The following is a 12,633-nucleotide window of genomic DNA, read 5'->3' as shown; positions in this document are numbered from 1 at the left end:
CGTATACGCTCAACTTTCCAACAGGAGGTCACGTTGGCCACATTCTTCGGACCCGCCGGTTCCGGCGGCGACTCGTTCGACGAGTTCCTCGCCCGCTACCTGCAGGGTCAGAACGGAGCCCGTCGGTCTCGCACCGTCGACATCAACCGGCTGCTGAGCAAGCGCAGCCATGAGGTCATCGAAGCGGCAGCGGAATTCGCCGGCCGCCACGGTCAGGCCGAGGTCGATGCGCTCCACATCCTGCGCACCATGGTCGACTCCGAACCCGGAGTCTCCGCGGTGCGTCAGGCCGGAGCCGATCCCGAAGCCATCGCCCGTGCCATCGAGGGACGCCTGCCGGCCACGGCCGACAGCGTTGCCGAATCGTCACCGTCGCTGACCGGCTCGGCTCAGCGAGCGCTCCTCGACGCCTACCAGGTGGCGCGCGCCTTCGGCTCGACCTACATCGACCCCGAGCACATGTTCTTCGCGTTCGTGCTCAACCAGGAGATGCCGGCCGGACGCATCCTCGCCCAGGCCGGGGTTACCCAGGCCGCCCTGCAGGCCGGAGCCGAAGCCGCCGAGGCGGGCGCCGGTCATCCCGGCGCAGAGGCCGAGGGCGAAGAGGAGACGATGCTCGAGAGGTTCGGCACCGACCTCACGGCGCTGGCCGCAGACGGTCGCCTCGACCCGGTCATCGGCCGCTCGCAGGAGATCGAGCAGACCGTCGAGATCCTCGCTCGGCGGACCAAGAACAACCCCGTCCTCCTCGGTGAGGCCGGAGTCGGCAAGACCGCCATCGCCGAGGGACTCGCCCAGGCCATCCACTCAGGCGAGGTGCCCAAGCAGCTGCACGGCAAGCGCGTGATCGCACTCGATATGCCCGGCATGCTCGCCGGCACCCGCTACCGCGGTGACTTCGAAGAGCGCCTGACCGGGGCACTCGACGAGATCGCCGAAGACGGTGAGCTCATCGTCTTCGTCGACGAGCTGCACACCCTCGTCGGTGCCGGCGGCAACGGCGAATCGAACTCGATGGATGCCGGGAACATCCTCAAACCGAGGCTGGCGCGCGGCGATCTGCATCTCGTCGGAGCCACCACGCTCAAGGAGTACCGGACGATCGAGAAGGACTCGGCGCTCGAACGCCGTTTCCAGCCGGTCACGGTCGATGAGCCGAACGTCGAGGACGCCGTGGCGATCCTCGAGGGCCTTAAGGACCGCTACGCCGAATTCCACGAGGTGACCTACACCGATGCGGCGATCCGCGCCGCCGTCGAACTCTCCCACCGCTACATCACCGACCGGTTCCTCCCGGACAAGGCCATCGATCTCATCGACCAGGCCGGTGCCCGGATGTCGCTGCAGCGCGGACCGGCGGTCGACGTGGAAGCGCTCAAGGCGAAGCTGAGCGAGCTCGAAGCGGAGAAGAAGTCAGCGATCGAGATCGAGGACTACGAACGCGCCGGACGGCTCCGGGACGAACTCACCGAGCTCGGCACCCGGATCACGGCCGCAGAGAACCCGGAGACCACCTCGGCGAACTCCGCCGATGCCGTCATCGACGAACAGCAGATCGCCCAGGTCGTCTCCCGGGCCACCGGAATCCCGGCGGCGCGGATGACGCAGAGTCAGAAGACGCGACTGGCCGGACTCGAAGGGGTCCTCCACGAACGGGTGATCGGACAGAACGACGCCGTGACCGCAGTGTCCAAGGCGATCCGCCGCAGCCAGACGGGGATGGGCGATCCCAACCGCCCGATCGGCAGCTTCCTGTTCCTCGGACCCACGGGCGTGGGCAAGACCGAACTGGCCAAGGCCCTGGCCGCGACGCTCTTCGACGACGAATCGGCGATGATCCGATTCGACATGAGCGAGTTCGGGGAGCGGCACACGGTCTCCCGCCTCGTCGGCGCCCCTCCCGGCTACGTCGGCTACGACGAAGCCGGTCAGCTGACCGAGCAGGTGCGCAGGCGCCCGTACTCGGTGATCCTCCTCGACGAGGTCGAGAAGGCCCACCCGGATGCGTTCAACCTGCTGCTGCAGGTCCTCGACGACGGTCGGCTCACCGACGGTCAGGGACGCACGGTCGACTTCCGCAACACGGTCATCATCATGACCTCGAACCTCGGTTCGGAGTTCATGTCCGGCAACCCGCTGGGCTTCAACTCCGGTGCCCAGGTCGACGCGGAGAAGGACCTCAAGGCGAAGGTGATGGGCCGGCTCAAGGAGTTCATGCGGCCCGAGTTCCTCAACCGCATCGACGATACGGTGATGTTCTCCCGCCTCGACCGGGAGCAGCTGCGGACCATCGTCGGCCTCCAGCTCGAGGCCTCGCGCAAGCGCCTGGCCGCGCGGGAGATCGCGCTCGAGGTCTCCGACGAGGCCCTCGACTGGTTGGCCGATCAGGGCTACGAGCCCGAGTTCGGTGCCCGTCCGCTGCGTCGGGCGATCCAGCGTGAACTCGACGATCGGATCGCCGACCTGCTGGTCACCGAGGCCGTGAGCGAGGGCGGAACCGTCCGCGCTTCGGTCATCGATGGAGCGCTGCGCGTGGCCCCAGGCACCGGATCGGCCATGGTCGCCGTCTGATCCTGCGGGATCGGCACGGCCGCACCGAGCACAGCGAACCGGCGTGAGCCGAGCAGAGCCCGGGGCGGAGGATGCGTTCCTCCGCCCCGGGCTCTTCGCGTGCATCCGGTCGGGGCGTGCATCTGATCGGCGCGTGCACCCGGTCCGCGCGTGCACCCGGTCCGGGTGTGCATCTGGTCGTCGCGCAATGCGGCGGTCGAAGAAGTCGTCGCCAGTGACGACTTTTTCCGATTTCGCAGTGATCGAGACGGACGAGGCTCCGCTCAGCTCTTCACCGGCTCGTTCGCGCCGAGGAGGCGGTTGAGCACCAGCCGTTCGCCGAGCGTCCAGGTGCTCGTTGTCAGTAGGTACAGGCCCGCGGCCAGCGGCACGAACAGGGCGATGATCGCGGTGATGAACGGCATGAAGCTCAGCACCTTCGTCACGCCCGAGAGATCGGGCATCGCCGGGCGATCAGCACTCGAGACCGCCGGCGACTGCGTGCTCGCCGGCTCCGGCATCGCCGGGGTCAGGAGGTGCCGGGAGAATCCGGCGACCACGGCGATGAGGACGATGAGCACGAGGTAGACGGTGATCGAGACCCCGCTGAGGTCACCGGCGCCCATGAGCGTAAAGAAGCTCGAACCCAGCGGGAGACCGAAGAGCGTGTGTCCGAGGAGTTCGTTGGCATGCCCGTTGACGAACGTATGGATGAAGAGCCCGTAGACGGCCATGAGCACGGGCATCTGCGCGAGCACGGGCAGACAGCCGGCCATCGGAGAGGCCTTCTCCTCCTTGTACAGTTCCATGACCTTCTGCTGCATGAGCTCGGGCTGCTTCTTGTACTTGGTCTGGATGGCCGTGATCTTCGGGGCCAGCCGCCGGCGGGTCATTCCGGCCTTGACCTGGGAGAGTCCGACGGGGATGAGCAGGCATCTGACGACGAGGGTGAGGACCACGACGGCCAGGGCCGCGCTCTGGGCTCCGGCGAGGGGTTCGAGCAGGGAGCTGAGTCCGGTGACGATCCAGTAGGCGGCGTCGACGAGCAGTTCGATGGGCGGGAATTCGTAGATGTTCATGGCGTTGCGTCCTTCGCTGAGGTGCGGTGATGGGCCGGTGGCAGCCATCGCCGGAACGACGCACAGAAGCACAACCTCGCCGAGGTGGGGGTGCAGTGGGAGTGAGAGCCCTCAGGCAGTCACACGGTCGTTCAGGCGCTGGCGCGAACGACGAGTGAAGGAGCTCTGGGCCGAGCGGTGCCGGGTGTTCCCGGTTCCTCGGGCATGCGGAAGTCACGGACCGCGGTCCGCTCATTCGGAAGGGTGGGCACCCGGGTGGCCAGAGAAAGCACCCTGACCAGGGCCGTCGATGCCCATGAGGCGATCGGGGCCAGCAATGCCGCGCCCAAGAGGACGAGCACGAGCATGTGGGTGGGGGACTGCGGGAGAGCCGAATCGACGTCGGAGACGAGCACGGCAAGCAGGAACTGCAGCGTCATCAGCAGATTCATCAGCATGGTCTCGTCCTCCTCTCCGTGGCCGATGCTAGCATGCGCACCTGCGCGGAGAGCTCAGTCCTCGGCGGCCTTGAGGAGATCGGGGTCCCGGGCGAGTCGCACGAGTGCCGCCGCCAGCCGCGCCAGGTCCTCGCCTGCGACCAGGTCGGCCAGCTCCTCGTCGCCCTCCGGCAATCCGGCAGTCTGCGCTCCCTTGCGGACCAGCGGGTCGAACGCCGGTCGCACCGTGGGCCAGACCTGCTGGACCTCACGCAGGAAGATGTTCGCCCCGGTCGGACCGACTCCGGTGAACTCCCGGAGCAGTTCGGCGATCCGGCGGGGCCGTCCCTCCGCCTCATCACGCAGCCGCCGCAGGTCTCCGTGCCACCGCTCGATGAGCAGTTCGGCGGCCTCTGCCAATCGGGTGGAGGTGCTCTCGTCATATCGGCGATAGCCGCCGCGGCCGAGCGCATCGACGCGCTGCTGCCACGTGCTCGCCCGCAGCCGCTGAGGTGTCCTCCAGCCCTTCGAGTGGAGCTCGCGCGCAGTGGTGAGGGCGATATCGGAGCCGATCGGCTTGGACAGCAGGAGGCTGAGGACGAGCAGCTGCCACAGTGGGGCCGGTTTGTCGCGCAGCGTGATTGCGGCGTCAGCGGCAAATGTGCGGCCGTGGGCATCGATGAGGCGTACGGCACGTTTTCGCTGAGTGCTCATGCCGCCGATCTTAGGCCGGTCCCGGGGCGGGCAGTCAAGAGCCGCCGGTGCCACAGAATCCGGGATCCATCCGCTCACAGCGGCATGGCACCGCCGTGAGCGGATTCGTGTTCCGCTGACCGGCGCACAAGGCCACAGTGAGGGCATGTACACACATCTTGCGCCATTCCTGCCGACCCTCTCCGACTCCGAGGACGATCCCGACACCAGCCCGATCCCCGAATCCCAGCGGATGCTCTACGCCTACCGCACCGTGGTCTTCACCGGGGAGCTGCGCGATGAGAACGGCATGGAGATCATCTCCCGACTCGTCCTCCTCTCCGCCGAGGACCCGCAGGCCGACATCCATCTGTGGATCAACTCGCCGGGCGGATCCGTGCCGATGATGCACGCGATCGCCGATACGATCGCGACCTTGCCGAACGACGTCGTCACGATCGCGTTCGGGTGGGCCGCCTCGGCGGGGCAGTTCGTCCTGTCCCTGGGCACCCCGGGCAAGCGCCTCGCACTCCCGAACGCCCGCATCCTCCTCCACCAGGGCTCGAGCGGAATCGGCGGGGCCGCCGCCGATATCGAACTCCAAGGCAGCGACCTCCGGGAAGTCAGGGACTCGGTGCTTCACCGTCTCTCCGCGGCGACGGGGCAGGACTATGACACGATCTTCGCCGATTCCCTCCGCGACAGATGGTTCTCCGCGACCGCGGCCCTCGAGTACGGACTCATCGACCGGATCCTCGACGATCCGGCCGAACTCCACGGAATGATCGGAGCACGCCGATGAGCCAGTACACGATCCCGAACGTCGTCGACCGCTCGGGCAGCAGCGAGAAGATCGTCGACGTGTACTCACACCTGCTCGGCAACCGCATCGTCTACCTCGGTGTGGGCATCGACGACGGGGTGGCGAACACGATCATCGCCCAGCTGCTCCACCTCGAGGCGAACAATCACGAGCTGCCGATCCACCTCTATATCAACTCTCCGGGCGGCTCGCTGACGGCGATGACCGCGATCTATGACGCAATGCGCCACATCCGCGCGACCGTGGCCACGACCTGTGTGGGTCAGGCCGCTGCCGATGCCGCAGTGCTCCTGGCCGCCGGTCAGCCCGGGCAGCGTTCGATGCTCGAACATGCCCGTGCGGTGCTGCGCCAGCCCTATGCCGAAGGGGCGCGGGGAACCATTCCTGATCTCATCCTCGCCGCCGATGAGATGTCCCGGCAGCGCCGTGAGGTCGAAGCCATGCTCGCCCGCGGCACCGGTCGCAGCCTCGAGCAGATCCATGCTGATCTCGATCGGGACCTCGTCCTCGACGCCGAGGCGGCCAAGGAGTTCGGACTGATCGACCAGATCCTCTGAGGTCTCGCCCGGAGTAGGAAACCACGCGTACTCCGCGCAGAGGGCAGCGCGATACTCCCCGGGGATGACGACGCAGGCCCGGGCGGGTGACTACGATCGGAGAATGAGCCGAACCCTGGGCCTATCCGCGATCGCCCTGCTGCTGCAGCTGCCGTTCGCAATCGTGCTCGCCGCCGGCTCGGATGCCGGAATCGTCGCCGGCGCCGTCCGCATCGGCGTGGCCGTGGCCTCACCGCTGGTCTTCCTGATCCTGGCTCGCCGCCCCGGCCTCCGTGTCGCGGTGCTCGCGGGACTTACGCTGCTCGACATCCTCGTCTGGGCGGCACTGGCCTCGGCCGCGGAATCATCGAGCGACTTCGGCTTCGTCGCCGGCCACGGGAGCGGAAATGGGCCGCCCTGGTCACAGGGATTCGCCGGACCGGAGATGACTCCGTTCTATGCCGCCTACCTGTCCGCGATCGTCGCGGCCATGCTCGGCGGGCAGACCGTGCCGGCGATCGCTTCAGCCGCCGGGGTGTGGCTCGGTGCCCTGCTGATCGGTCCGCTGTTCGGCGTCGACTGGTCGGCCGGTCGGGTCGCCTCGGCGAGCATCGGCCTGGCCATCGCGGTGGGAATCGGAGCCTTCGTCCGCAGGCGACGCGAGACCAGACGGCGGGAGGCCGCGGCCACCGCCGCCCGCCACGCCGAGGTGGTCCAAGACGAACGCCTGCGCATCGCCCGCGACCTCCACGACGTCCTCGGCCACTCGCTGTCGCAGATCAACGTGCAGGCCGGGGTCGGTGAACACCTCATCGACCGAGACCCCGAGCAGGCTCGGGCCGCACTCGCGGCGATCAGACGGCTGAGCAGCACCGGGCTGAACGAGGTCCGGGCGCTCCTGCATACGATGCGCTCGGACATGACCGGCGCAGAAGGCAGCGAGGATGCCCCCTTGGCCCCGGTGCTCGGCCTCGACGACCTGCCCGCGCTGATTGCGAGCATGACCGGGGGGCCGGCCATCGACCTCGACGACCGGCGACCGCTGGCGGCCGACGGCACTCGTCAGCGTCCGGGTGAGGCCGTCGGTGCCGCCGCCTACCGGATCGTTCAGGAGGCCCTGACCAACGTCGTCCGGCATGCTCGCGCCGAGGCCGCCCACGTCGAGATCGCCCGCACCGAGACGCGCCTGCACATCCGCGTCCACGACGACGGCACCGGGCTCGGCGAGGCGCAGGAGGGGACTGGGATCATCGGGATGCGGGAGCGAGCCAAGCTGCTCCACGGCACCGTCACAATCACCTCGGCGTCGGAGACCGGAACCGCAGCCGCATCCGGCACCGAGGTGGCCGCCGACCTGCCGTGGACGACGGCCGAAGCCGGCCGCACAGGAGAGGACGACCGATGACCGCGATCACCGTGGCAATCGCCGACGATCACCAGCTGGTGCGGGCGGGCTTCGCCTCGCTGCTCGGCTCCGAGGACGACATCGCCGTGACAGTCCAGGCCTCCGGCGGTGAGGAGCTGGTTGAGAAGGTGCGGGCGACCCCGGTCGATGTGGTCCTCATGGACATCAGGATGCCCGCTGGGGACGGTCTGTGGGCGACCGAGGAGATCGCCGCGGACCCGCGGCTGGACGGAGTGCGGGTGGTGCTGGTGACGACCTTCGGCCTCGACGACTACATCGTGAGGGCAGTGCGGGCAGGGGCCAGCGGGTTCCTGCTCAAGGACACCGAACCGGTCGATCTCATCCGTGCCGTCCGCGTCGTCGCCGCAGGCGAGGCGCTGCTTTCACCCGAGGTCACGAAGTACCTGCTGACACGCATGTCACTGGGCCTGCGAACCGGACCTGAGCACGGACTCGAGGCCCTCACCGAGCGGGAGCATGAGGTCCTCGCCCTCGTCGGCCAAGGCCTGTCCAACGACGAGATCGCGGCCCGGCTCGTTCTCTCACCGCTGACGGCGAAGACCCACGTCTCGCGGATCATGACGAAGGTCGCCGCCCGCGACCGCGTCCACCTCGTCGTCCTCGCCTACGAATCCGGGCTCGTCTCACCCGGCTGGTTGGGCGAGACCTGAGGGCGTCATCCCCGGGGAGCAGCCGCAGTGACTCCCGGCGGGGGATTCGCCGAGGCGGCCGAGAGCGAAGGATGGATGCCAGGTCCACGACACCCGTGGACACCTGACAAGGAGGCATCATGCATATGGAACACGGACCCGGTCTCTGGCCGTTCTTCGTCCTCATCCCGATCTTCTGGGTCGTCGTCATCGGCCTGGTCGTCACGCTCATCATCACCCTCAACCGTCGCCGCTGGCGCAATGCCGGGGGACCGCCGTGGGCGGATTCGCGCAACCAAGGCGTCAGGAGCGCCGAGGCGACCTTGGCCGAGCGCTTCGCCCAGGGGGACATCGAGGAGGCCGACTACCGGGCCAGGCTCGAGGTGCTGCGGGCCAATCGGCCCGATCCGGGCAACGGCTGATCAGGGAACGGCCGACCCGCGCCGCGGCGGATCAGGCCGCCAGAGACAGCTGTGCCCGTCCGCGCAGGGGAGCGGCGGGTGCAGCTGTCGCCCTGCCCGGAGAGCCCAGAGCGCTGAGCTGCAGGGATCCCTGACCGAGATCGCTCGCAGCGAGCACGAGGACCTGCGGGAGTTCGAGCCCGAGGACCACGGCGATCGCCTCGATGACCTCGGAGGAGGGGTCCTTGAGACCGCGTTCGACCTCGGAGAGATACTGGGTCGAGACCCCGGAGCGTCGGGAGACGGCGGCCAGCGTCAGAGCGAGGTCGGTGCGGCGCAGACGCAGCACCCGGCCCAGCGCCTCACGCCAGAGCAGCGGGGGAGTCCGATGGTCCTCACGATGTGCGTCCATGCTGCGAGCCTAGGGGCAGACGGGCGCGGCTGCGAGGGTTTCTGCTGTGAGCAGATGGACGCAGACTCCGAGCCGATCGACACGGGTTCGGAGACTCTTCTCACACAGGTTTCAAACTTTTTGAAACTTTAAGTTAGGCTGGCCTTTGTAAAACACGAGGGATCCCATGGAATCCCACTTGTCGAAGGGGCAGAAATGTCAGCTCAACTCTTGCGTCGATTCGCCGCCGCGGGAACGGTAATCGCGTTCGCGCTCACCGCAGGTGCCTGCAGCCAGGATTCGAAGGACACCGAGGCTCAGACTGCGGGTGATTTCGAGCCGGTGACGATCGAGCACGCCTTGGGCAAGGCGGAGATCAAGACCGAACCCGAACGCGTCGTCACCCTCGGTCAGGGATCGACCGAGACCGCCATCGCCCTGGGCAAGACCCCGGTCGGCATGGAGGAATACGCCTGGGGAAGCGATGACTCCGGCTACATGCCGTGGATCCACGAGGCCATCGAGGAGAAGGGCGAAGAGCTGCCCGAGCAGTTCCAGGGCGACACGGAACTCGACGTCGAGGCGATCGCCGAACTCGATCCCGATGTCATCCTCGCCCCGTGGTCGGGCATCACCCAGGAGCAGTACGATCAGCTCACCGACATCGCCCCGACCGTGGCCTACCCCGAACAGCCGTGGACGATCGAATGGGACGAGCAGATCACCACGATCGGCAAGGCCCTCGGTGAGGAAGAGGAGTCCGAAGGGCTCGTCGAGGACATCAAGACCCAGCTCTCCGATGCCAAGCGCAAGGAGTACGAAGGCCTGACCTTCTCCTTCATCTACAACTCCGGACCGGGCACCCTCGGCGTGTTCTACCCCAGCGAACAGCGCGTCTCGATGGTCTCGGCACTCGGGCTGACTCCCGACCCGGTCATCGACGAACTGAAGAAGGACTACGACGAACCGGGCACGGATTCGGCTCTCATCGGTCTGGAGAACGCGGACAAGCTCAACGACTCCGACCTCATCTTCACCTTCTACTCCGATGAGAAGAGCCGGAAGGAGATCGAGAGACAGAGCGTCTACGCGAACATCCCCGCGATCAAGGCCGGAGCGGTCGTCGCCCCTGATGACCAGCCCTTCGTCACCGGCTCGTCGATCATCAACCCGCTCACCGTCCCCTGGACGCTCGAGCGCTACGTGCCGATGATCGACGAGGCAGTGAAGAAGCTCGACAAGTAGAGTTCAGCGGTCTCGGACACGGGCCGATTCGAGTTCGGCCCTGCGCCGGGCCCAGGATCCGGCCAGGTCGAGATCGTCGACGAGCCAGGACATGTAATCGTGCATATTGACCACCCGGGCATGGGCATCCGTGCCCGGGTGGACTGCATTCAGCGCCGAGGCGGCCAGATCCCGTTGGGCACGGAGGTAGGGCACCTCGCGGGCGAGGAAGCCGGCCCACACATCGGAGTCCATGATGAAGTGATCGGCCCGGGATCCCGGTCTCCTGATCCGGCGCACGAAGCCGGCATCGACCAGTCGCCTGGTCGCACTCGACACGGTGCCTGCGCTGATGCCCAGCGCCTCGGTCAGCTCCGCGGCCCGCACTCCCTCGGATTCGTCGACGAGGAGGTAGCCGGCGATCCGGCCTTCGAGAACCGAGGCCCCCGACATCGACCACATCGTGCCGAACCGAGTGCTGAACTCGATCTGGAAGTCCTTCGCCGAGGCGGCCCCGGCCTCATCTTCGGAGCGCATCAGTCGAGTGCGCTCAGCTTCTTCCAGTCGTCCCAGTCGTAGACCCAGTCGGAGATGTCGCTGGCCTCGGTGGAGAGGCTGACATCCGAGCCGGTGATCTCGACGGGGTCGCCGTAGATCGCCGAATCGTAGTACTCCTTGGCACGTTCGGTGCTGAGGTTGATGCAGCCGTGGGAGACGTTGGCCGAACCCTGCGATCCTGCTGACCACGGGGCGGCGTGGACGAACTCGCCGTTGTTGTGGATGCGCACCGCCCATTTCACATCGGTCTCGTAGTCCCACTGCTCGGAGGTCATCGTGTAGTCGGCGGCCTTGGCCATGACCACATGGATGCCGTTGTAGGACGGCGACTTCTGGGCGCCCAGGGAGGCGGGGAAGTCCATGATCTCCTTGCCGTCGCGGGTCACGGTCATCCGGTGGGTCTTCGCGCTCGCCTCGACGACCTGTTCCCGTCCGATCTCGAAGTCGAGGGAGAGGTCGTTCTGGCCGACGCTCGACTCACCGGTGGGGACGTTCTTCAGCGGGGCGTCGACGGAGACCTTCGAATGTGCGGGCCAGTAGTCCTTGGGGCGGAAGTGCAGACGTGACTCCGGGTCGTCGGGCAGCCAGGCCCAGGACCCCTTGACCTTGCGCTTCTTGCCGTCCTTGTCGGTGACCTTGACCGAGAGGCGGTGTTCGACGTCGTCGCGGTACTCCTTGGACACGGTCGATCCGAAGGTGAGGATGATCGGGGCGGCGACCCCGACGGTCTGGTCGTCGGAGAGGACGGTGCGCACGGCCATCGGCGAGGAATCGCTCGCTCCGACGTTCACGGTGGTGGTGAACTCGTGCTCCTGGCCGTCCTCGGTCGTCGCCGTCGCCGCGACCTCGTAGGTGCTGTCGGCGACGAGGTCGTAGTCGGAGATCCACGCGGTCGCATCATCGGGCGCCGCGACGGCGGACTTCTTCTTCTCGTCCGATTTTGCTGTCTCGTCGGATTTCGGTGTCTCGTCCGAATCGGCGGATTCGCTCGGCTCGGAGGATTCGCTCGGTTCGACGGAGTCTTCGGTCTCGTCATCGGTCGAGCCGAGGGAACCGGATCCGGCCTTCGCATCCTCATCCTCGGCATCGAGTTCGGCGCCGGTGGAGTCGAAGAAGACCCCGGGGTCGGCCGAGATGCGCGGGTGTTCGGAATCGGTGATGGAGATGTCGGTGAATTTCGCGTCAGCGACGGTCAGCGATATGCGCTTGCCCGGCTCGAGTTCGATATCGGAGCCCGATTCGACGGCCTGGCCGCCCTGGGCGGAATCGCTCGCGGTGGGGGAGGGTGAATCCGTAGGGGCCGCCGATTCGCTTGCGTCCGAGGTCTCGTCGTCTGAGTCCGCGGATGCGGCCTTCGCCTCCGCCTCGGAGACCGCACCGACGTGGAAAGTCGGCTCGGGGGAGGCTTCGGCGGACTTCTTCGCATCATTGCGAGTGGAGTCGGGGTCGGAGCTCGAGGGAGTGCAGGCCGTCAGCAGGGCGAGCACCGACAGAGCGGCGAGCGCCCCTTGGATCTTCTTGGACAACAGGGAACCTCGTTCGAACACAGGGATGAGAGCTGCAGACCATGCTAATGAAGCCAAATCACGAAAGTATTAACGAAATGGCCTCGCAGCCGCGAAATTCGGCGTTCGGGACGTCGAAAGTCAAGGCTGACCTGGGCTGACAGCGACAAAGGGGAGTTGTGGAATTGTGACCTTGGGGGAATGAGGACTCCCCGTGCACCCGCCAGAGCTCGCTTACCCTTGCTGCCTTCCGGCCCTGGGGGAGTTCACAAGATGACGCCGCACGGGGAGCCAGCGACCAGTCTAGTCGAGAGCATCCCTGCCAGCCAAAACGAGGTCGACACCCCCAACCAGCTGACAAGGACACTGTTATGTTCTCGTGATCCGATCGCCGCCTGAGAG

At 66.9% G+C, this 12,633-nt stretch carries 13 protein-coding genes and 1 other RNA gene; 7 read left to right on the top strand and 7 right to left on the bottom strand.

Going from position 1 to position 12,633, the window contains the following annotated elements:
* The first annotated feature begins 33 nt into the window (after positions 1–33).
* Complete coding sequence (locus tag ACH82I_RS06740) at positions 34–2,571, top strand: ATP-dependent Clp protease ATP-binding subunit (protein ID WP_230747365.1); 2,538 nt, start codon at positions 34–36, stop codon at positions 2,569–2,571.
* Between the two features lie 263 nt (positions 2,572–2,834).
* On the opposite strand, the gene ACH82I_RS06735 is transcribed toward ACH82I_RS06740, so the two are convergent.
* The 3 genes from ACH82I_RS06735 to ACH82I_RS06725 form a co-directional block, all read right to left on the bottom strand.
* A complete protein-coding gene (locus ACH82I_RS06735; RefSeq protein WP_413336371.1) occupies positions 2,835–3,629 on the bottom strand; it encodes a YidC/Oxa1 family membrane protein insertase in 795 nt (264 codons plus the stop codon).
* Positions 3,630–3,760: 131 nt separating this feature from the next.
* On the bottom strand, positions 3,761–4,066 hold the full coding sequence (locus tag ACH82I_RS06730) for a hypothetical protein (RefSeq protein ID WP_230747369.1): 306 nt from the start codon (positions 4,064–4,066) through the stop codon (positions 3,761–3,763).
* 54 nt (positions 4,067–4,120) lie between these two features.
* Complete coding sequence (locus ACH82I_RS06725) at positions 4,121–4,759, bottom strand: endonuclease (protein ID WP_413336369.1); 639 nt, start codon at positions 4,757–4,759, stop codon at positions 4,121–4,123.
* Between the two features lie 145 nt (positions 4,760–4,904).
* Here ACH82I_RS06725 and ACH82I_RS06720 point away from each other — a divergent pair, with 145 nt between their 5' ends.
* The 5 genes from ACH82I_RS06720 (at position 4,905) to ACH82I_RS06700 (ending at position 8,574) form a co-directional block, all read left to right on the top strand.
* Positions 4,905–5,540, top strand: coding sequence for a ClpP family protease (locus tag ACH82I_RS06720; protein WP_413336367.1), 636 nt, complete (start codon positions 4,905–4,907; stop codon positions 5,538–5,540).
* On the top strand, positions 5,537–6,118 hold the full coding sequence (locus ACH82I_RS06715; protein WP_413336365.1) for a ClpP family protease: 582 nt from the start codon (positions 5,537–5,539) through the stop codon (positions 6,116–6,118). Before ACH82I_RS06720 ends, ACH82I_RS06715 begins: the two co-directional genes overlap by 4 nt.
* Before the next feature lie 103 nt (positions 6,119–6,221).
* A complete protein-coding gene (locus tag ACH82I_RS06710) occupies positions 6,222–7,502 on the top strand; it encodes a sensor histidine kinase (protein WP_413336363.1) in 1,281 nt (426 codons plus the stop codon).
* Positions 7,499–8,173, top strand: coding sequence for a response regulator (locus tag ACH82I_RS06705; RefSeq protein ID WP_413336361.1), 675 nt, complete (start codon positions 7,499–7,501; stop codon positions 8,171–8,173). The genes ACH82I_RS06710 and ACH82I_RS06705 overlap by 4 nt, the downstream gene beginning before the upstream one ends.
* 119 nt (positions 8,174–8,292) lie before the next feature.
* Positions 8,293–8,574: an SHOCT domain-containing protein gene (locus tag ACH82I_RS06700; protein ID WP_230747383.1), complete on the top strand. Its 282-nt coding sequence runs from the start codon at positions 8,293–8,295 to the stop codon at positions 8,572–8,574.
* A 31-nt stretch (positions 8,575–8,605) separates the two neighbouring features.
* On the opposite strand, the gene ACH82I_RS06695 is transcribed toward ACH82I_RS06700, so the two are convergent.
* Entirely contained in the window at positions 8,606–8,965 is a 360-nt protein-coding gene (locus ACH82I_RS06695) for a helix-turn-helix domain-containing protein (RefSeq protein WP_413336359.1), read from the bottom strand.
* Positions 8,966–9,160: 195 nt separating this feature from the next.
* Between ACH82I_RS06695 and ACH82I_RS06690 the strand changes: the two genes are divergently transcribed.
* Positions 9,161–10,189, top strand: coding sequence for an iron-siderophore ABC transporter substrate-binding protein (locus tag ACH82I_RS06690; RefSeq protein WP_413336357.1), 1,029 nt, complete (start codon positions 9,161–9,163; stop codon positions 10,187–10,189).
* A gap of 3 nt (positions 10,190–10,192) precedes the next feature.
* On the opposite strand, the gene ACH82I_RS06685 is transcribed toward ACH82I_RS06690, so the two are convergent.
* From ACH82I_RS06685 to ffs, 3 genes are all read right to left on the bottom strand, one after another.
* Positions 10,193–10,705, bottom strand: a complete 513-nt coding sequence (locus ACH82I_RS06685; protein ID WP_413336355.1) for a GbsR/MarR family transcriptional regulator — start codon at positions 10,703–10,705, stop codon at positions 10,193–10,195.
* Positions 10,705–12,252 (bottom strand): L,D-transpeptidase, encoded by a 1,548-nt coding sequence (locus ACH82I_RS06680; protein ID WP_413336353.1) that lies wholly within the window; start codon positions 12,250–12,252, stop codon positions 10,705–10,707. Before ACH82I_RS06680 ends, ACH82I_RS06685 begins: the two co-directional genes overlap by 1 nt.
* A gap of 179 nt (positions 12,253–12,431) precedes the next feature.
* An RNA gene (ffs, locus tag ACH82I_RS06675) (signal recognition particle sRNA small type) lies at positions 12,432–12,527 on the bottom strand.
* Between the last annotated feature and the right edge of the window lie 106 nt (positions 12,528–12,633).

The sequence above is a fragment of the Brevibacterium sp. GP-SGM9 genome (assembly GCF_047300845.1).
Lineage (GTDB): Bacteria > Actinomycetota > Actinomycetes > Actinomycetales > Brevibacteriaceae > Brevibacterium.
Note: the sequence above shows the minus strand (reverse complement) of the source record. Positions and strands in the feature narration are given on the sequence as shown.

Coding starts and splice junctions, on each gene's coding strand:
- ACH82I_RS06735 (WP_413336371.1), bottom strand. CDS start 3,629: ATGAACATCTACGAATTCCCGCCCATCGAACTGCTCGTCGACGCCGCC.
- ACH82I_RS06730 (WP_230747369.1), bottom strand. CDS start 4,066: ATGCTGATGAATCTGCTGATGACGCTGCAGTTCCTGCTTGCCGTGCTC.
- ACH82I_RS06725 (WP_413336369.1), bottom strand. CDS start 4,759: ATGAGCACTCAGCGAAAACGTGCCGTACGCCTCATCGATGCCCACGGC.
- ACH82I_RS06720 (WP_413336367.1), top strand. CDS start 4,905: ATGTACACACATCTTGCGCCATTCCTGCCGACCCTCTCCGACTCCGAG.
- ACH82I_RS06715 (WP_413336365.1), top strand. CDS start 5,537: ATGAGCCAGTACACGATCCCGAACGTCGTCGACCGCTCGGGCAGCAGC.
- ACH82I_RS06710 (WP_413336363.1), top strand. CDS start 6,222: ATGAGCCGAACCCTGGGCCTATCCGCGATCGCCCTGCTGCTGCAGCTG.
- ACH82I_RS06705 (WP_413336361.1), top strand. CDS start 7,499: ATGACCGCGATCACCGTGGCAATCGCCGACGATCACCAGCTGGTGCGG.
- ACH82I_RS06700 (WP_230747383.1), top strand. CDS start 8,293: ATGCATATGGAACACGGACCCGGTCTCTGGCCGTTCTTCGTCCTCATC.
- ACH82I_RS06695 (WP_413336359.1), bottom strand. CDS start 8,965: ATGGACGCACATCGTGAGGACCATCGGACTCCCCCGCTGCTCTGGCGT.
- ACH82I_RS06690 (WP_413336357.1), top strand. CDS start 9,161: ATGTCAGCTCAACTCTTGCGTCGATTCGCCGCCGCGGGAACGGTAATC.
- ACH82I_RS06685 (WP_413336355.1), bottom strand. CDS start 10,705: ATGCGCTCCGAAGATGAGGCCGGGGCCGCCTCGGCGAAGGACTTCCAG.